A 19,611-nucleotide genomic window follows, 5' to 3' on the forward strand; every position below is an offset into this window, starting at 1 on the left:
TCAGCCAGAAAGCACAACGTTGTCCACATCCACGATTCCCACGTCCGCCGACGTCGACCAGCAGGTGGTTGCGCCCACCCCGCGGGTGCCGACGACCGACGGAGAGCTGCTGCTACGGTTTACCCGCCATAGTGACCAGGAGGCCTTTGCTCGCTTGGTGAACCGGCACGCGGCGCTAGTCTGGAGCGGCTGCCGACAGGTGCTCAAGCATCGCGAGGATATCGAAGACGCTTTTCAGGCGACCTTTCTGATCCTGGCGAAGCGGGCAAGCGACATCCGGGCGTGCGACTCCGCGGCCGGATGGCTGTATCGGGTCGCCCACCGCACTTCGCTATCGCTACTTCGCAAGAAACGATCCACCCGCGAGCAGCCGCTTGCCGAGCCCGACACCCTCGACGGCGAGTGCGATCCCCTTGAACAACTCCATCGTCAGTACGCCATCGGGGTACTGACCGAAGAACTGCAAGCACTTCCCCGGCGATATCGCGAACCGCTGGTGCTGTGCTACCTCGAAGGTCGCTCGCGTAGCGGTGCGGCCGACGAGTTGGATGTGACCACCGCCACGGTGAAAGGCCGGCTGACCCGTGGTCGGAGGATGTTACGGCAGCGATTGGCTCGCCGTGGAATTGCGCTGTCGATGGCCGTGGGTTTCGCCTCGGCAGCGGTCCGAGGTGCCGAGGCGGTTGCCGCCTCGCCGCTTACTGCCAGCACCACGTTGGCGGCTAGCGACTTTGTTTCGAACACGGCGGGCGGCCCTTCGACGGCCGGCTCCACCGTGCAATCCTTAGCTCAACACGGAGTTTCCGCGATGTATTATGCTTCGCTGGCCAAGCCAGTTCTCTGTTTTCTCGCCCTTGCTGCAGTTGGTGTGGGAGTCGCCCTGGCCGCAGAGCCAGCCAACTCGCCCGCACTATCCCCGAACAACACAACAGGCGTAGCCCTGGTCGTGACCACCGATGGTGAAGGTGAAGAGCCCGCAACCGCATCGATTTCGCTTTCCGCTCCATCGTCAGCGACGGAGGACGTTGCCGCCGACGAAGCGGTCGAGGTGGAAAGCGACGCAACGATCGAAGTTCAAGTATCCCGCGATCAGAAAACCGGTACCATCACGGCTACTGCGGGAAATCAAGCGACCCCAGTGACTCCCTCACAGCATGCGGTGGTTATCGATACCCGATCGATAACTACCGGCGCGCCAGCCACCGCTGGCAGCTTTGCCTGGGCCCAGAATCCGATGGAGGGAGTACCGACCGCCGAAGAATTCGACCTGCAACGCAAGTACTGGGAGACCCGCGCCGAGGGCTTAAAGCAAAAGTCGCACGCCATCGTCAAACAGTACGATCGAATCCAAACGCTCATTGAGCAAGGGGTGGCCGATCAGGCCACGCTGGACAAGTCGAACGAACTGCTCAGCGAGGCGATCCTGGTGAAAGCAGAAGTGTATCAGGCCCAGGCGAAGGTGTTGGAAATGGAGCGATTGAAGAAGCAAGCGCAACAAGTTTCGGCCGCTCCAACTCCAGCGTTCCTGCCAGCAGCTACCGATAGTAGCGTCCCCTTCTCACCACCTGCTCTAAGAGGCGGACAGAATTACTCGGCCTCCACCAGTCAGATTCCTACGGCCCCGCCTGCTCCGCCAACGGGGCACAACTACACGGCACCTGCGGCTCCTGGCCCCTCATCGTTCTCTCCCCCGACAGCGGCGAACATCGTTGTTTCCGGGCGAAGCTTGCCATCGTTGCCTCCAGCTCCCATGGTGTGGTTTCAAGACGCCGAAGGGGCAGTGAAAACCGCTCGCGAAAACGGGCGGGTTGCCGTGCTGAACTTTGTGAGTCCCCAATACGCTCCGAGCCAGGAGTTCCTAAAGATGCTCCGGGAGACACCGAAGGTTACCGCGTATTTGCAGGGAAACGCGGTTCCGGCGGTAATCGATATCGAACAGCACCCCGAGATCGTGCGTGAATTCAAGGTTACCGGCATGCCCTCGGTCTGCGTGGTCGGCCCCAACGGGGCGGTGCTCGAGTCGTTCAAGGCTCCCCAGCAACCAAAGAACTATCTCAAGAAACTGCAAACCTGGGTTCAAATCGTCGAAGGCCAGCCCAGCAACACGGCAGCGGAACCTCATCCGCCGACTGCCGTTTGGGAATCGTCGCCCGTTCCCGCAACTGCCCAACAGCCGCCGGCAGACGCCAGGGAAGTGCAGGCATTGCAGAGCGAGTTGGAGTCGCTCCGCCAGCAATTGAAGGAGCTGAAGCAGCAGTTGCAGGACTCGGAATCCGAGAACTAGCCGCAAGCGAACTGGGACGGTTGAAGGGGGCCGGTCGGGCGTGGTACGCTGGAGCGATTTTACCCGCCTAGGGCAGGTGGGCGTCAGGGTGAGTGGTCCCCCTGGCCCCCGCCCCTTGACCCATGCCCCCCCTGTGCAATGCCTCGACGCGACGACATTCATAAGATTTTGATTATCGGTTCTGGTCCCATCGTGATTGGCCAGGCCTGCGAGTTCGATTACTCTGGCACCCAAGCCTGTAAGGCCCTCCGCGAGGAGGGATACGAGGTGGTGCTCGTGAATTCGAACCCGGCCACGATCATGACCGATCCAGCCACGGCCGATCGCACTTACATCGAGCCCCTCACGTGGGAGGTAGTCGAAAAGATTATCGCCCGCGAAAAGCCCGATGCATTGTTGCCGACCCTCGGCGGGCAGACCGGCCTGAACTTGGCCATGGATCTCGAGAAATTCGGCGTGCTCAAGAAGCACGGCGTCGAAATGGTAGGTGCCAGAGCCGACGTGATCGACAAGGCGGAGAATCGTGAGCGATTCAAAGCAGCCATGGAAAAGATCGGTCTCGGCGTCTGCAAGGGAACTACTGTGCAGACGCTCGACGCAGCCCGGGAATGGCTCGACGAAATCGGCCTGCCGGCGATTATCCGCCCCAGCTTCACCATGGGTGGCTCCGGCGGCGGCATCGCCTACAACCGCCAGGAGTACGATCAGATGGTCCGGCACGGCCTGGACCTCTCGCCCACCTGCGAAGTGCTGATCGAAGAGTCGATTCTTGGCTGGAAAGAGTACGAGATGGAGGTGATGCGCGACGTCGACGACAACGTCGTGATCATCTGCTCGATCGAAAACTTCGATGCGATGGGCATCCACACCGGCGACTCCATCACCGTGGCTCCCGCTCAGACGCTGACCGATAAAGAGTACCAGCGGATGCGCGACGCCAGCCTGGCGGTGATCCGCGAGATTGGTGTCGAGACCGGCGGTTCGAACATTCAGTTCGCCATCAATCCCGTCGATGGTCGAATGATCGTGATCGAAATGAACCCCCGGGTCAGTCGTAGTAGTGCGCTGGCTTCGAAAGCAACCGGCTTCCCGATTGCCAAGATCGCAGCCAAACTCGCGGTGGGTTACCGCTTGCACGAGTTGCCGAACGACATCACCCGCGAGACGACCGCCTGCTTCGAGCCGTCGATCGACTACGTGGTTACCAAGATTCCGCGTTTCGCGTTCGAGAAGTTCCCCGACGCCGACGACAAGCTCACCACGCAGATGAAGAGCGTCGGCGAAACCATGGCCATCGGCTCGACCTTCAAAGAGAGCTTTCAAAAGGCCCTCCGCGGCCTGGAAGTCGGTGCCGACGGTTTCGGTTCCGACAACAAAGACCTGTGGTACAACGACCAAGGCGGAGTCGGCGAGTTTCGTCCCAGCGAGGAAGAGATTCGCGTCAAGCTGCAGTCGGCCGGCCCCGATCGCGTGTGGTACCTGCGATACGCCTTCAAGCTTGGGCTCAGCGTCGAAGAGGTGTTCGAGCTAACCAGCATCGACCCTTGGTTCCTCGATAACCTGATGGAGATCGTGGAGACCGAGAACGAATTGCGGGCCTTGGTCCGCCAGAATCCGCCGCAAGATGGAGCGGGCTACGACCTTACGACGCTCAGCGATCGGGAACTGCGAACCGCCAAGCGGCAAGGGTTCTCCGATAAGCAGTTGGCCAACATGTTTGGTCGCACGGCGACCGAAATTCGCGCCGAGCGTCTTAAGCGCGGGATTCGCACCGTGTTCAAATCGGTGGATACCTGTGCTGCCGAGTTCGAGGCCTACACTCCGTACTTCTACTCCACGTACGAGACCGAAGACGAAACCCCACCGAAGGGCGATGCCAAACGCATCATGATCCTCGGCGGCGGTCCCAATCGTATCGGCCAGGGCATCGAGTTCGACTACTGTTGTTGCCATGCCAGCTTCGCGCTTCGCGAGCTGGGCATCGAGTCGATCATGGTGAACTCGAACCCCGAGACCGTGAGTACCGACTACGATACGAGCGACCTGCTGTTCTTCGAACCGCTGACCGTGGAAGACGTGCTGAACATCTGCGATCAGGTGCAGCCCGACGGCGTCATCGTGCAATTCGGTGGTCAGACTCCGCTGAATCTGGCTCGCGAGCTGAACGACGCCGGAGTGCCGATCATCGGTACCAGTGTCGATGCGATTGAAGACGCCGAAGATCGCGACAAGTTCCATCAATTGATCAAGCGTCTGGGGCTCAAGCAGCCGCCAGGTGGCATCGCCCAGACCATGGACGAAGCCCGCAAGCTGGCCGACGATATCGGCTTCCCCGTGCTGGTCCGCCCCAGTTTCGTGCTGGGTGGCCGCGCGATGGAGATTTGCTACGACCACGCCCAGCTCGACCAGTTCGTCGCCCAGGCCTTTATTGCGGCCGAGGGGCAACCAGTGCTGATCGATAGTTTCCTGGAACGCGCGATCGAAGTGGATGCCGATGCCGTGTCGGACGGAGAAGTGGTCATCGTGCCGGGCGTGATGGAACACATCGAAGAGGCCGGCGTGCACTCCGGCGACTCCGCGTGTGCGATACCACCTTACAGCCTGCCAGGCCCGGTGGTGGCCGAGATTCGCGCGGCCGCAGTAGCGCTAGCCAAGGAACTCGGTGTGAACGGGCTGATGAACGTGCAGTTCGCGGTGCAGGACGATGCCGATGGGCGCCCTCAGGTCTACGTGATCGAGGTGAATCCCCGCGCCAGCCGCACGGTGCCTTTCGTCGCCAAGGCAACCGGTTTGCCAGTGGCGAAGGTCGCTGCCAAGGTGATGGCTGGAGTCTCGCTCACCGAACAACAGGTGACCGAGGATCCGGTGCCCGCCCACGTAAGCGTGAAAGAAGCGGTCTTCCCTTTCATTAAATTCCGCGGCGTCGACATCGTGCTCGGCCCCGAAATGCGTAGCACCGGCGAAGTGATGGGCATCAGCCCCCGCTTCAGCATGGCGTTCGCCAAGAGCCAGCTGGCCGCTGGTACGGTGCTGCCAAGCTCGGGCAACGTGTTCCTGAGCGTCGCCCCGCGTCACAAGCAGCGGGCGATCGAGCTGGCCCGCCGTCTGTCGGCCATGAACTACGGCATCCTCGCCACCCGCGGCACCGCCGAAGCCCTAGAGCAGGCCGGTATGCAGTGCACCCGCGTGAAGAAGCTCAAGGAAGGTCACCCGAACCTGCTCGACTTCCTGGCCGACGAAGAGGTCGCCTTGGTGATGAATAGCCCAGTCGGTAAAGGCGCTCGAACCGATGAAGGCAAGATTCGCGCTGCAACCGTTGCAGCCGGTGTACCCTGCTTAACCACGATCGAAGCCGCGGAAGCCGCCATCAAAGCGATGGAAGCCTTGCGGGAAGAGGAAATGCAGGTGGAAAGCCTGCAGGAACGGTTTAGCTAAGACCTGCTAACGAAATGCTATATTGTGAGATACAGCCCTCTCTCCCGATGATCCCACGGATAGCTTTTCGGAAGAAACGCGGTTGTGTCCTGAGCGCTCCAACACGACTAGCGCCCTGCGATTTCGCACCTGGACCTCCGATTTCAAGCAATCATGATTCTCGACAGCATTAAGGAATGGAAGGAAGCCGAGAACGATCCCATTGTAGTAGTTGGAGCGGGTGCAGTTGGAATTCACCTGTCCGTCCTACTGGCCAGGCAGGGTCGCAAGGTAGTACTTCTGGAGTCGGGCAATCATATCCTGTCCAGCTTTGCGAGCAACGCCTATCGCACGGAAGGACGAGAGCACAATGGCATCCGACTTGGTCGCTCCGTCGCCCTGGGGGGGACAACGAACCTATGGGGTGGCCAGCTCGTTGAGTTCGAAGCACTCGACTTTGAGTCACGTGACTGGGTAGCCAATTCAGGATGGCCCGTCGGATACGAAGAGTTCTCTCGATACTTTGGACCAACCTACGACGCTCTCGGCTACGAAGGCGAAACACAAAACGACGAACAAGTCTGGGCACTCATCAACCGCCGCCCTCCGCAGATAAGTGACGACCTACTGGTCTTCCTCACTCGCTGGCTCAAGCAGCCCAACCTTGCCAAGCATTATCGCGAGGACTTGGAAACAAATCCGAACCTTCAAGTGGTCCTTAACACAAAGGTGGTTGGCTTTGCCGGGCAGCAGAACCGCGTTGAGGGAGTAAAACTTGCCGACGGAAAAGGTGGATTCGACATCCTACCAGGCTCTCACTTTGTGCTCGGAGCGGGGACCATCGAGAACGCCAGATTGTTGCTGGCGACCGCCCTCGATGATCAATGGTATTGTCCCTGGAAAGAGAACGATAAAATCGGTCGGTACTTCCACGATCATTTGGGCGGGCCTGTTGCTAAAATCACTCCCAAAGACCACAAAGAATTTTTTGGTGAGTTTTCAACCATCGTCTTCAAAGGCCGCAAGTACTTACCGAAGGTTCGCTCTCAGCCTTCGTTTGTTAGAGAGAATCGCATCCTTGGCGTGCAGGCGATGCTTACCTTCGAACACTCCGTAAAAGAGCACCTGGTATTCCTGAAACAATTTGTGAAAGCAGCTTTAGGTAGCCGAGAAATCGGTTCCATTACGAAGTTCTTTCGACACGCCTGGGCCTGCTTGCGATACCTGCCGCCGTTGATGTGGACTTATATCGTTGAGCACCGGCTATTGGTTCCGCGAGGGTCCGATATCCAAATCATCGTCCAGGCGGAAGTCGAACCTCTACCTGAGAGTCGGATCACCGTAGACCCGCAGAAACGCGACGCTTATGGCTTGCCGATGGCGGTTTTGGATTGGCAACTCTCCGGCAAGGAACTCGAATCGCTGGCATGTTTCGCGGAAATGGTAAAGCGATCGTTTGAAGATTCGGGAAAAGCCACGGTTCAAATTGATCGCCAATTGGTGGATCGGGATCCACAGTTCTTAGACACTCTTCATGACACTAACCACCAAGGTGGTGGGTGCATCATGGGTACTAGCGCCGAGAATGGTGTTGTGGATCAAGACCTTAAAGTCTTTGGTAGCGACAACATGTTCGTGATCGGGCCAAGCATTTTCCGAACTGCCAGTCATGCGAATTGCACCTTCACAGCGCTGACATTCGCGACCAGACTTTCCAAGCACCTCGTTGAGGCAACCCATGCAGCAGATTGATTTTCCACCCTTGGGAAGAAAAGTCTCTTGCATCGGATTTGGCTGCGGAGGACTCGATGGCAGATATGGCCTGAAACGATCCGCAAGGCTTATCGAAGCAGCATTAGATCTTGGAATCAACTACTTCGACGTCGCCCCTTCGTACGGCACAGCTGAAGAAGCACTCGGCAAGGTAATTGGCGATGACTCGCAAGTGGTGGTTACCACGAAGGTTGGTCAGCCTCACCTTCCGTATCCCACAGCGAAAATGTTTCTGCGCGAGACGATTAAACCAGCGCTCGATCGCGCGACATTCTTCAAGCGATGGCTCACCAAGCGAGTCGTTTCCACTGCTCCTCCAACGAACCGCCCTCGCTATGATTTTTCACTCGAGACCATGGAGAAATCCATCGCCAAGAGCTTGGCAAATCTGCGTCGCAGCAAACTGGATGTGGTCCTTGCTCACGAACCTCACCCCGACGACTTAGGTGCAGAGCTCGCGGAGAGATTCAACTTGCTCGTCGAGCGTGGAGCACTCTCGAGCTATGGGGTCGGTATTGGAGCCATCTCGGATCAGTGGAGTCCGTTTGGCCAAGTTTGGCAATCCGCATGGCCTGGTGACAACGTGATCCAAGACTACCGGTCCGATGTCTTCTACATTTTCCACCGAGTCATCCGCAACGCTCCACAAGTCGCGTGTCAAAACGACGGGGTAGTGCACGCGACAGAGTTGATAAAACGTGCCCGCTCGTTGTCTCCCAACAGTCTGTTTCTTGTCGCTGCTTCCACGCCAAAACGGCTTCGCGAAATGGTGGAAGCTGCAAACGAGGTCTCGTAAATACGACTGGAAGCTTGCTCACGTTATGTCGAACGAACTTGATAACCTGCCGCTGATTTCGGTCATCATCCCGGTCTACGAAAATGCGCGAGATTTGGAAATCTGCCTCAGCACTCTGGCCGCGCAGACAATTCCACCAAGCAACTTCGAAGTGATTGTAGTAGACAATGGTTCTAAGGACCCCCCCAAGTCGCTCGTAGCCAACTACCCTTTCGCCCGCTTTGGTTCCGAAACGAAGCCTGGCTCTTATGCCGCCAGAAACACTGGCCTGCAGCTTGCCCGTGCGTCGTTGCTGGCATTTACCGATTCCGATTGCCAACCGCATCCTACATGGCTGGAGAAGGGGATCGATGCCTTACGAGATGCCGACAAAGTAGACGTCGTCGCAGGACGAATTGATGTTTCGGCCAAAGATGAACGCAAGCCAACCCTGGCCGAACTCTACGACATGGCGACGCGTTTTGATCAGAAAGATCGAGTTGCTCGAGAGAATGGCGTCGTCACCGCGAACATGTTAACCCGGCGAGATGTCTTTGACCGCGCAGGTCCTTTTGACGATTCGCTAATGAGTGGAGCGGATGGCTTGTGGTCGCAACATGCCGCCGATGTAGGGTTTAAAGTGGTTTATGTCGACGACGTTCCAGTCACGCACCCCGCCAGGGCGTCGATCGCTCAGATCTGTCAGCAGAACAGTCGTTTTGCACACGGACGTTTTGACATTGTGACAAGCGAACGCAAAAGGAGCCCTCTGTTTTGGTTGAGAATCGCGATTCGCAAGATACTGCCCCGCTTCCAGGGGACTGGCAAGATGTATCAACGACTCCGCAAGCGTGGCTACGGCTTTTGGTCGTGGATAAAAGTCTGTATGGTCCTCCAGCGCATTCACTACTCGGCAACCTGCTCGCAAGTAGCGAGGCTATTCGGTGGCAAGTCGGCAAGGCGATAGCGTGAGATCGGATGACAAGTTCTCACGATCGAGCCGCTGACTCAAGCACTCGAAACACGTTGTCCCACATCAACTCCGACTGAGTGCGCATGGCCTCTCGACGGTCTACGAGAATATTGCGAAGTCGCTGATTCTCTTCGAGGTTCGATAATGCATCGACCTGCACTAGCAGATCGTCCGTGTTATTCGCCCCTCGATGAATTAGTTCGGGGATCCCGAAGTCGCTTGCTAGCATTTCATACTTATGCGCCCAACCCAAGGCAATACCGGGAACTCCGGACGACAAGGCGGCTACCAGGCTATGGAACCGAGAGCCAACCAGATATCGGGCACCAGCGATGAACTGCTTGAGCACAAGTGGATTCTGGTGGGTGAAGATAAATGGCTTTTGCTGGTCGACCAACGGCTCTAGTTGAGCATAAAGTTCCTCGGCTAACTTCTTGTCGCCTTCATCGCCGGAGTGTATGACGATTGCCGGCCGAAAACCGTGCGAAGCAATTTGCTTGCCAGCCGCAACAAGCCGTGGTAGGTAGGTGTCGCCCCACTCTCCACGTCCTTGATCAAGCATCCGTTCATTGGGAACTAGCACCGCATACGACTCGGCTTCGTGCCCTGTGACCACTTCGGGACCGTGTGGACTAAAGATCGTGATATCGGGAGCCATGTGTAGCCGAGGGTCGTCACCGATCACTTCTCGTACCGCATCATACGAAGCGTGCTCGCGGGCGTAGATCAACGTAGCGGCATCGCAAAGCTTCTGAAACGCGCTGCGCACTTTTGGCTTTTCAAATGGCCCAAACATCTGGGGCATCAAGATCACAGGCTTGCCCCGGCGATTTAAACGACGCGCCTGAATTGCTGCTAGGTTGGTGCGAATCCAATGAAAGCCATCGCCGAAGGAGTATCCAGAGATGTCTACGAGTGCATCTACTTGATCCTGATCTATCAGCCCGTACATCGATAATGCATGACTGGGAGTCAGCCATCGATAGGGGGCTTCGGCCAAGAAAGTCGCCAGTTTCGATCGCACCAAAAGTTTGCGAAGCTGTGGATTGAAGAATTGATGATTCGGATAGATGTGGGCCAAGCGTAATTCCGCACGCTGCTCATAGGGTGTCTGACGATCGGGAGTAACGGCCAGTCTTGCGTCAGGCATCCGTTCTCGAAGTCGAGCAATTACCGTGCGGAGCATCAACTCAGCACCTTTGTTGGTAAATCCGGCACCAAATAATTGGATATTCATATTCGTTCGAAAGCGAGTTGGCGGCGGAAGCAAAGTGAGAACAGGCAACAGTATTGGCGAGCCTATTTGGACACCTTATTGTAGCTTCTGATTTCATCCAAACTCTTCTTTTGCGAGTAAGGAACCGTGCCTGTGGGGTCGGGATAACCCAGTGAAATGCACATGACTGGGCGGTGGTTGTAATCCAAGTTCAAGGCCTTTGCCATTTTCTTCTCGAGCGGTTCAATATCGGGCCAATTGATACAACAGGAGCCAACTCCTTGCACTTCCAGGGCGAACTGAAATGCCATGGCCGCCAGCCCGCCATCCACGTAAATCACATGGCGATCTCGCTCGCTAAAGTAGGCATTCAGGTCGCCGACAATCACAACCAAGCAGGGGAAGTTCTGCGAGAATCCTGTGGTCCCCATGGGAATTGCCCCGACCTTTCGAGCAAGCTCCACATCGTCAAGTACGCGAAACTCAAACGGCTGTCGATTGCAGGCACTCGGTGACAGCTTGGCGACTTCCATGGCTCGATCAATCACTTCGCGCGGCACCGGTTTATCCTGATACCAGCGGACGCTTCTTCTCCGCCAAGCCAGTTTCTCTAAATCTTCGATCGTGATGTTGAGCGGAGTGGAATCGCGTTGGTAAGGAATCCACTCTTCCGCAGCAGAAGTACAAGCTGAGCAAGGAGGGAGTGCTGCAAACTTCTCGCGAGGAGGATCAATCGCTGGATCGCTAGCAACGACCGAGAAGTACTCCTTAAGAACGTCGTGCGCCCATTTTAGAAGCGGTGCAATGCGTTCGTTCGGGTCTTGCAGAAGCACTTGATAAATCGCAACGGTGTCGCCGATGTAGTCGCGGGCAAACACATCACGCCGGGGGCGATAGACCAACCCCTTTTCCAAGCGATGCACATTGCGACGCAACGTGTAGATCGATCCTTGATCGTCCGCTTCTTTTGTCGCACTCGTATGCTGCAACTTTCCATGCAACACCGCTCGATGCTCTCGACGAAACGTACCGCTGAACACGAAGTAGATGTCAGCCAACAAAGGCCACCACACAGCAAGCCGCCAGAGTGGGGGAAGAAAGTAAGTGTTAATGAGTTTCTTGATGAGACTACGCATTATTGTGCTTTCCCCGGCTTCTTCATCGATAGTCTGGCAATGTTGCCTATGTTCCGAATCTCTTCCAAGGCACCTGGAATCGCTAACAAACAGCCTACTCCGGCTATAGCAAATACAAGAGTCGTTGCGAGAAGTTCGCTCGCAGCGCTGGAGTTTCCCAGCCATGGCCAAGCCAAGTCTCTGGCAATCGACATATCACGCAGCCAGTAATGGTGAGCGATTCCAGCAATGGCTGCCGCGATGGCCGGGATCAACGTTGGATACCAAATCATGCGAATCAAACTGCGAACGCTTAATGGTGTGTTATGGAAACAATAAATGAATCCCGGCAAGCGCATCACGACGTAAGCTATACTCACTCCCCAAGCAATCTGTAGCACTCCGTAAGGGACACAAGCCAGCATCACAATCACCAGCACCACCGAATGCACCGTTCCCCAGATAAGCATCTCACGGACCCGCCCCGAAGAAGTGAAGGCCCAACCGGATGCTGGGATAATACAGTTCGCCCACGCTGCAGGCAGAAGCGCCTGGAGCAATGGCGTCACCGGTTCCCACTTCGCGCCCATGTAAATGTAGATCAATGGATCAGCCGAGCAAGCTAGCCAACCAATCACTGGCACCGAAGTCCAAGCGAAGGCGTTAATAGCACGGTAGTAAGCACGGGTGTAGCCTTCTTGGTCGCCGTTCAAGCGGCTAAGTGCAGGGATAACTACAGCTCCGAAGGGAGGAGCAATTTGCTGTAGTGGAAGTAGCAGCAACCGATACGCTCGCTCGTAGTAGCCAAGCAGGACCTTGCCCCAGAACAAGCCAATCAGCAAGTTATCGGCATTGCGTGCGAAGTAGTTTACAAACGAAAATGCGGTGAGGTTAGCTCCAAATACGGCCAACTCGCGAGTGCCTGCGTTGCGTTGCGGTAGCGAAGGCCGCCAATGGCATAATCCCCAAGCGGTTACCATCGTCGTTGCGGCAGTGGTCACGGGAATAAGCACTAAGGCCCAGTAAGCATTCGGCTGACCACGGAAATGCCAAGCCCACAGAATGCCAGCGGTTTGTCCCGCAATAAAAGCAATGAGACTTGTCGTTGCCAGCATGTGGAACTGCATCCCTCGTCGCATCATCGCCTCATGCTGAATTGAGAGGCCGCTGAAGAGGAACGAAAACGACAGAACTATCGTAATAGCAACGAGCTTAGGCTCCCCGTACATCCAGCCAACCAGTGGTGCCAGCCCGGAAGTGATGAGAGCGACTGTAGTGCCAAGGGTTGCCGCAATCCAGAACAGATTGCTTACCTGTTGATGGGTTATCTCGTCGCGTTGGACGGTCGCAGTGGAGAAGCCCGAGTTAACGAACATCGTTGCGAAGTTCGTTAACACCGTAACCATGGCGACCAGACCAAAATCTTCCGGCTCAAGCAGCCGGGCAAAGATCGGGATCGTGGCCATGCCGATCACCACGCGCGCAGCTTGTGCGGTAGCAGTCGACATGCCGCCGCGCACGGTTTTGCTCTTCAAGTCCCGACGCAATGTCTCACTTGAAAAATAATCGATCTTGGGACTTGAAGCGTTCAACCTTTTCGCTCGTGGTAAAGAAACACAGCGCAAGCAGGAAAGTGCTCACTCATCGCACTCGGCGACCTGAAAACTCTGTGTTATTAATTTTGTAGTTTTGCCCCGCGTAATTCCCACTAGAAAGGTCGACCTTAATGATCGATAGAATGTTGGGTTTTGCTGTTGCGACGAACACATTGCCCCTTGCGTCCACTTGCCATAGGCGCGAATTAGGCTGTTTGTCTTGGGTTGCCGAGGCGATACCACCAGGCAGAAAAGTAATGTTATTTCCATCGCCCCAACTCCATGTAGAACCAATCAATTGACGGGCGACGTTGCCTGCGTCTCCGGTGCTCTCTACCGCATCAGGGACCACTGGCTCTTCCTCAAGTTCCTCAAGCACTTCTTCCAAGCGACCAATCGCTTTAAAATGAGCAACCGCCTTTTTGTTGTCGCGGTCGAGCCAGAGCACCTGCTTCATGGCCGCAGTGGCCCCCGCCAGGTCGCCATCTCGCACTGCACTCGCGGCGGTTTTCTCAAGCTTCGACACCGCAATGCGGGCATGGCGACGCAGTTCTTTGTGATAGGCCTCCTGGGCTTCCATCGCTTCTTTCAGAAACGCTTCGCGGACGTCCTTCACTTCGTCGCTGGCATTTGCCGCCAAGGCTTGCGGAGCAATCAGCAATCCGAGGAAGGTGGCTGCGAGACCGGTTGCGAGAGCAGTTTTGAACATGGTCTTCCTTTCAAGCGGTAAATGCGCTGTTGGTTGACACTGGTTAAAGGGATGGTGAACAGCAAGAGAGCTTAAACACCTCTTGCCGCAAAGCTGAAAACCTGTCGTCGATCGAGTGCCGGTTTTCAGCGGATCAGGCTTGGGGCTATTCGGTAGTTACTTTACTTACAATCATGTCGCAGAGTTGACGAACCGCTCCACGCCCTCCAGGGTAGTCGAGCACCAGATTCGCAACGGGCAACACATCGGGGTGGGCGTCGGCCGGCACCGTGCCACAGCCGACCGCGGCCAGGCATTCGATGTCGTTGATGTCGTTGCCCATATAAACCGTGTTTTGGCGGTCGACACCATGCTCGGCGAGCCACTTGTCGAGCAACGGAAGCTTGTTATCGACACCATGCAAGCATTCGAGGCCGAGCTTACCGCAGCGATGCATTACGATCGGTACCGGTTCCTTCGAGAGCACCAGCAGTGGAATGCCTGTTTTCTTGAGCTGACCGATACCCATGCCATCGCCGCGGCTGCAGAGGGTCGACTCGCGCCCCTCCTGATCAACCGTCACCGAGTTATCGGTGAACACGCCATCGAAATCGAATACGACCGCTCCAATCGAATCAGGCAGCAGCTTGTCGCGGAGCATGGCAAAGCGTCGCCGCAATCGAAGCTCGGCGACGTCGAGGTCCGAGCTATCCGACAACACCAGATGCCGGTCGCGAGGCATCTCGACCAAGGCGGTCTTACCAAAGAAACGTTGTTTGGTTTCGAGCAGCCCGCTAGTTCGCATCGCGTACACCGCATGAGCCTCGAGGAATTGTGGGGCCGAGTCGTCCGAATGATCACCGGAGGGGCGATCGTGGTTCACCCCGACTCCACAGCCAGATGCGTCGTGCTGCCAGACAAACTTTGGAAACTCCACCACAGCCAGGGCGGAGTCGGCTTGCTGCTGTGCAAGCGCGTCGACCGTGCGGTCGATCTCTTCAGATGTCGTCAGCGGAGCCGACCATGCCAACTGCACCACCACGTCGGGGCGGTAGTTCTCGGATGCTTGCAACTGTTCCAGCACCTCGAGCATCGCGTCGGTGTCGTTCGTCTCGCGTTGCTGCATCACGACCTGTCCCCCGAACCGGCGAGCCACGTCGGCGATGCCCGAGTGGGGAGTCGCGACCACAATGCGAGTCACGCTCTTCGACATGCGGGCGGCCGTCACGGTGTGCCCGATCAGTGGGTGTCCGGCCACCGGCGAGAGCGGGTTGACCGAAGTGCGCGTACTTCCATCGCGGGCTGGTAAAATTGCAAGCACTTCAGTCATAGAATCCTTCCTCGTCAATGATGGTCAATTCGCGAGTACGCCCTCGTAGTAATCGACTGCGTACGACAGCGACGAATAAGGACTGATTCTATCATGAAAGAGCAAGTTGGTGAGGCTAGAGCCAGCGGGCTTCGGACGCGGAATTTCCCGCCCCACACGGCGTTAATCCCCCTACAACCGGCGCAGCACGGCGATTTTGCTACGTGCTAAGTGGATGTTTGGTTCGCCGCGGACGGCCGCTACAGCGTGGCCAGCACCTCGCGGGCGGCAGTAATCGTGGCGTCGATTTCCTCCGGCGTGTGGGCGGCCGACACGAACATGGCCTCGTACTGGCTGCATGGCAGGTAGAATCCCCGGTCCATCATCCCCCAGAAATACTGGGCGAATCGCTTGATATCGCACGTTGCTGCGGTCGACCAATCGGTGATCGGCTGCTCGCTGAAGAACAGCGTGATCATGCTGCCGATCCGCGCGACGTTGGCCGTCACTCCGGTGCTTTGGATCGCCTCGTTGAGCCCCGCTTCCAGCTGGGCGGTGAGTGCTTCGAGTCGTTCGTAGGGAGGATTGTCGCGCAGGGTTCGCAAGGTGGTGGAACCGGCCGCCGTGGCCAGTGGGTTGCCGCTGAGCGTCCCTGCCTGAAACACTTTGCCTTCGGGCAGGATGTGTCCCATGATTTCGGCAGAACCACCATAGGCTCCCACCGGCAAACCACCTCCCACGATTTTGCCGAGTGTTGTGATGTCGGGCTCGATGCCAAGCAACTGCTGGGCACCGCCGGGCGACAGACGGAAGCCGGTCATCACCTCGTCGCAGATCAATAGCGCACCATGTTCTCGCGTGAGCGAACGCAGGGCGGTAAGGAACTCGGTGGTGGGAATCACCACGCCCATGTTTCCGCAGACTGGTTCAAAGATCACTCCCGCAATCTCGCTACCATGCTGAGCAAAGGCGGCCGCCAGGGCTTCGGCGTCGTTGTATTCCAACACGATGGTATCGGTCGACGCTCCAGACGTAACCCCCGGCGAGTTAGGCACCGCCAGCGTTGCAGCAGCACTACCGGCTGCAACCAGCAAGCTATCGACATGCCCATGATAGTTGCCCGCGAACTTCAAGATCTTGTCTCTACCGGTCGCTCCGCGGGCGAGGCGAATCGCGCTCATCGTCGCTTCGGTGCCGGAGTTGACGAGCCGTACTTTGTCGACCGAAGGCACCAACTCGATAATCAGTTCCGCGAGTTCGTTCTCTCCGGGGGTCGGTGCTCCGTAGCTAGTGCCGCGAGCGATGGAGTGCTGCAACGCTTCAATCACCGGCGGGTAAGCGTGCCCCAGGATCATCGGGCCCCACGAACCGATGTAGTCGAGATAGCGGTTGCCATCCACGTCGATCAGGTAGGCTCCCTCGGCCTGCTCGATGAAAATCGGCTCGCCGCCGACCGCTCCAAAGGCCCGCGCCGGGCTGTTCACCCCGCCAGGCATCAGTTGCTTGGCACGTTCGAAGGCTTGGCTGCTGAGAGGACGATCGGCAACAGAAGACATAGCGTCGCTTTCGATGGTTGCTGGCCAGCACACGTCAGCGATCGGGCCGCGGTGCGCGTGGGAGTGTGGACTTCGACAAAGCCTTAAAATACAACGCCGCCGGCGTTGCCGCTACCGCCACGCTTCGAGCAACTCACGAGCCCTCCTCACCATCGGTTCAGCCCAAGGATCGTTGCCATAGAGTTCGACCACCGCAGTGCAGATGGCCGTCGCCTGAGCAGGGTCCGACTCGTACAAGCTTTCCGCATGGTCGAGTCGACTCGCGAGCGTCGCCAGGTCGTCCTCGTGCTGAGCCGCAAGGCGCTGCTCGAGCAATGCCCGCTGGCGACGAGCTAGCTCCACGCAGGCGGCCACCCGTTCGAGCTGCTCGGCATCTTGCGAACCCTCGTCGCCCACTTGGCCGAACAACTGCTCGAGATGCTCCAACTCTTTGGCGGCCTGCACCGGATCGGCGTCGAGCTTCCGCATGGCTGCCAAGTAAAGTCGCTCGGCCGTGTTCAAGTCGCCCCGCTCGCCGCGCCCGCGAACCAGGGTATCGAACCGCCGCTGCAGCTTTTCGAGTAGCAGCTCCTCTTGGTACCCAAGCACCTCGCCGGCCCGCGGATCGTCCGAAAACCGAGCAACGAACTCATTCACCTCGGCTTCGTAACCACGCAAATGATCGATGTCAGGCATCTCTTCCACCGGGCGGATTTTTGCGTACAGCTCATCGGCTGTCGATGGTTGCATCACCTGCCAGACGAACCAGGTGGAGATGCCAACCAGTGCCAGTAGTCCGAGACTTGCGATCCACACCGATGGCGAAACACCGCTCGACGATGGGCGTGAACCGTGATCCACTGCGGTGAAGTGATCGGTCTTCGTCGCGTCGAACATCGCCCGTCGGGTGGACGAATCGGTAAGGCTATCGACGGTTACCGCATCGCGTACCGCGGTCGGCACCACGTCGATGTCGATCGATGCCTGCGATTCGGGCGATGAGTGTTCGGTACCGGCCACCGTTGCTGCGTAAGCCAAGGGAGGCTTAGGGGAATCAGGCTTGGGTGGATCGAGGATGCTCGGCATGCCGTCGTTCGACGCCAGCTCCGGCGCATCGATCGGCCTCGATAACGCTTTGCGCATCGCTTCCAGATGCCGGGAGAGCACCAGCGTGTTCGGGAACCGATCGCTCGCATTCTTTTTTAGCAACTGCATGATGCAATGCTCGAGTTGCTCCGGAGCATCCGGTGCGTAGCGCCGCACTGGCTCCGGCTCGGCGAAGCGCTGCAGCTGCAACATTTCGGGCAGGCTCTTCGCCCGAAACGGCGGTCGCCCCGCCAGCAGTGCGTACATCACGCATCCCAAGCTGTACTGATCGCAACGGTCGGTAACCGGCCGGCCATCAGCTTGCTCGGGCGACATGTAGTCGGCTGTGCCGAGTACGCCGCCGGCCATGGTGAGCTGCGTGCCCCCGAACAGGCGGGCGATGCCGAAGTCGGCTAGCTTCACATGCTCGTTCGTATCGAGCAGGATGTTCGCCGGTTTGATGTCGCGGTGCACGATGCCGTGGTCGTGGGCATGCTTCAGCGCCCGGCAAACCTGGATCGAGATGTCGACCACCTCGCGCCAGGAGAACCGTCGGCCAGCCTTCAGTTCTTCCTCCAGACTGCGACCATCCACCAGCTCCATGGCATAGAACAGCGTGCCTGACTCCTCGCCGTAGCCGAACAGCCGCACGATGCCGTCGTGCTGCAGGGTTTTAAGCGACTCGATCTCGGCCTCGAAACGCTCGCGAAACCCCTCGCTCGTGGCCAGCTGCGGAGCCAACGCCTTGACGGCCACTACCTGGCCGGTGTCGTTGTGCTCGCCACGGTAGACCGATCCCATGCCCCCTTTGCCGAGGCGGTTGCCGATGCGGTACGGTCCTAGTTTTTCGAAGTCCATAGTCGCCCAATGCGGTGTTTAGCTTTCCATCTCCATGCTACTTACCAGCCGCGGTTAAGGCCAGCAGACAGCAGTCGCTCGAGTCCTGTTCTTCGACGTTGTGCCAGGTTATCCTACGAAGCATGCCTACGATCCTCGACAAAATTGTTGCTACCAAACGCCAGGAAATCGCGCGGGCTCAGTCGCAGACACCGCTGCAGGAGCTCCAGTCGCAGCTGGCCGACGCACCGCCGGTTCGCGATTTTTTCGCCGCCCTGGCGGCCGATGGTCCTATTAAGTTGATTGCCGAGGTCAAAAAGGCCAGCCCTTCGGCCGGGTTGATCCGCGAGGATTTCCACCCCGCGACTATCGCCAAAACCTACGAGCAGCACGGCGCGAGCTGCATCAGCGTGCTGACCGACGAGTCGTACTTCCAAGGACACCTCGACTACCTGCGGCAGGTTCGCGCGGAGGTCGCCATTCCGGTACTGCGGAAGGACTTCATTCTCGACGAGTACCAATTGGTCGAAGCCCGTGCCGCGGGAGCCGATGCAGTACTGCTGATTGCCGAGTGCCTGAGCCCCGCCGAGCTTGCAACGCTCCACGCCCAGGCGACCAACCTGGGTCTGACCGCGCTGGTGGAACTCTACGATCCCGAGAATCTCGAGTCGGTGCTAGCAGCCGGCGCGCGACTGATTGGGGTGAACAATCGCAACCTGCACACCTTCGAAGTCGACCTCGGCCATACGCTCGCGATCCGCCAGCAGGTGCCAAGCGACAAACTGCTGGTTGGCGAAAGCGGCATTCGTACCCACGACGATGTTGCCATGCTAGCAGCCGCCGGGGTCGATGCCATCCTGGTCGGCGAGTCGCTAATGCGCCAGCCCGACATCGGCGCGGCCGTCGATGCCCTGCTGGGCCGCACCGCGGGCTAACGCCAAGCTTGGCATCAAGCTGGCATTGAGTCGCTCGCACGTTTTTTGCTATTCCTTCGCTGAGATTGCGTCCGTA

Annotated in this window: 13 protein-coding genes; 6 read left to right on the forward strand and 7 right to left on the reverse strand. The window is 57.9% G+C overall.

What is annotated here, in order from left to right; all coding sequences use genetic code 11:
• Positions 1–19: 19 nt before the first annotated feature.
• From Pan181_RS22525 to Pan181_RS22545, 5 genes are all read left to right on the forward strand, one after another.
• A complete protein-coding gene (locus tag Pan181_RS22525) occupies positions 20–2,284 on the forward strand; it encodes a sigma-70 family RNA polymerase sigma factor (protein WP_145250508.1) in 2,265 nt (754 codons plus the stop codon).
• Between the two features lie 138 nt (positions 2,285–2,422).
• Positions 2,423–5,719, forward strand: a complete 3,297-nt coding sequence (carB, locus tag Pan181_RS22530) for a carbamoyl-phosphate synthase large subunit (RefSeq protein ID WP_145250511.1) — start codon at positions 2,423–2,425, stop codon at positions 5,717–5,719.
• Between the two features lie 150 nt (positions 5,720–5,869).
• Positions 5,870–7,450 carry an FAD-dependent oxidoreductase gene (locus Pan181_RS22535; protein WP_391484003.1) on the forward strand — a complete coding sequence of 527 codons (1,581 nt, stop codon included), beginning with the start codon at positions 5,870–5,872 and terminating at the stop codon, positions 7,448–7,450.
• Positions 7,437–8,267 (forward strand): aldo/keto reductase, encoded by an 831-nt coding sequence (locus tag Pan181_RS22540; protein WP_145250516.1) that lies wholly within the window; start codon positions 7,437–7,439, stop codon positions 8,265–8,267. The genes Pan181_RS22535 and Pan181_RS22540 overlap by 14 nt, the downstream gene beginning before the upstream one ends.
• Positions 8,203–9,213, forward strand: a complete 1,011-nt coding sequence (locus Pan181_RS22545; RefSeq protein ID WP_145250518.1) for a glycosyltransferase — start codon at positions 8,203–8,205, stop codon at positions 9,211–9,213. The genes Pan181_RS22540 and Pan181_RS22545 overlap by 65 nt, the downstream gene beginning before the upstream one ends.
• Positions 9,214–9,235: 22 nt before the next feature.
• On the opposite strand, the gene Pan181_RS22550 is transcribed toward Pan181_RS22545, so the two are convergent.
• From Pan181_RS22550 to Pan181_RS22580, 7 genes are all read right to left on the reverse strand, one after another.
• Positions 9,236–10,456, reverse strand: a complete 1,221-nt coding sequence (locus tag Pan181_RS22550) for a polysaccharide pyruvyl transferase family protein (RefSeq protein ID WP_145250521.1) — start codon at positions 10,454–10,456, stop codon at positions 9,236–9,238.
• A gap of 62 nt (positions 10,457–10,518) precedes the next feature.
• The gene (locus Pan181_RS22555) at positions 10,519–11,571 is read right to left on the reverse strand and encodes a nitroreductase family protein (protein WP_197528611.1); all 1,053 of its coding nucleotides are present in this window, start codon (positions 11,569–11,571) and stop codon (positions 10,519–10,521) included.
• On the reverse strand, positions 11,571–13,085 hold the full coding sequence (locus Pan181_RS22560) for a lipopolysaccharide biosynthesis protein (RefSeq protein ID WP_231943675.1): 1,515 nt from the start codon (positions 13,083–13,085) through the stop codon (positions 11,571–11,573). The genes Pan181_RS22555 and Pan181_RS22560 overlap by 1 nt, the downstream gene beginning before the upstream one ends.
• A 106-nt stretch (positions 13,086–13,191) precedes the next feature.
• The gene (locus tag Pan181_RS22565) at positions 13,192–13,854 is read right to left on the reverse strand and encodes a hypothetical protein (RefSeq protein ID WP_145250530.1); all 663 of its coding nucleotides are present in this window, start codon (positions 13,852–13,854) and stop codon (positions 13,192–13,194) included.
• A 145-nt stretch (positions 13,855–13,999) separates the two neighbouring features.
• Positions 14,000–15,163, reverse strand: coding sequence for a cytidylyltransferase domain-containing protein (locus Pan181_RS22570; RefSeq protein ID WP_145250533.1), 1,164 nt, complete (start codon positions 15,161–15,163; stop codon positions 14,000–14,002).
• Between the two features lie 239 nt (positions 15,164–15,402).
• On the reverse strand, positions 15,403–16,698 hold the full coding sequence (gene hemL / locus Pan181_RS22575; protein ID WP_145250536.1) for a glutamate-1-semialdehyde 2,1-aminomutase: 1,296 nt from the start codon (positions 16,696–16,698) through the stop codon (positions 15,403–15,405).
• Between the two features lie 111 nt (positions 16,699–16,809).
• Positions 16,810–18,621 (reverse strand): serine/threonine-protein kinase, encoded by a 1,812-nt coding sequence (locus Pan181_RS22580; RefSeq protein WP_145250538.1) that lies wholly within the window; start codon positions 18,619–18,621, stop codon positions 16,810–16,812.
• A 122-nt stretch (positions 18,622–18,743) separates the two neighbouring features.
• On the opposite strand from Pan181_RS22580, the gene trpC reads away from it, so the two are divergent.
• Positions 18,744–19,535: an indole-3-glycerol phosphate synthase TrpC gene (gene trpC, locus Pan181_RS22585; RefSeq protein WP_145250541.1), complete on the forward strand. Its 792-nt coding sequence runs from the start codon at positions 18,744–18,746 to the stop codon at positions 19,533–19,535.
• Positions 19,536–19,611 lie beyond the last annotated feature (76 nt).

The sequence above is a fragment of the Aeoliella mucimassa genome, assembly GCF_007748035.1.
Lineage (GTDB): Bacteria > Planctomycetota > Planctomycetia > Pirellulales > Lacipirellulaceae > Aeoliella > Aeoliella mucimassa.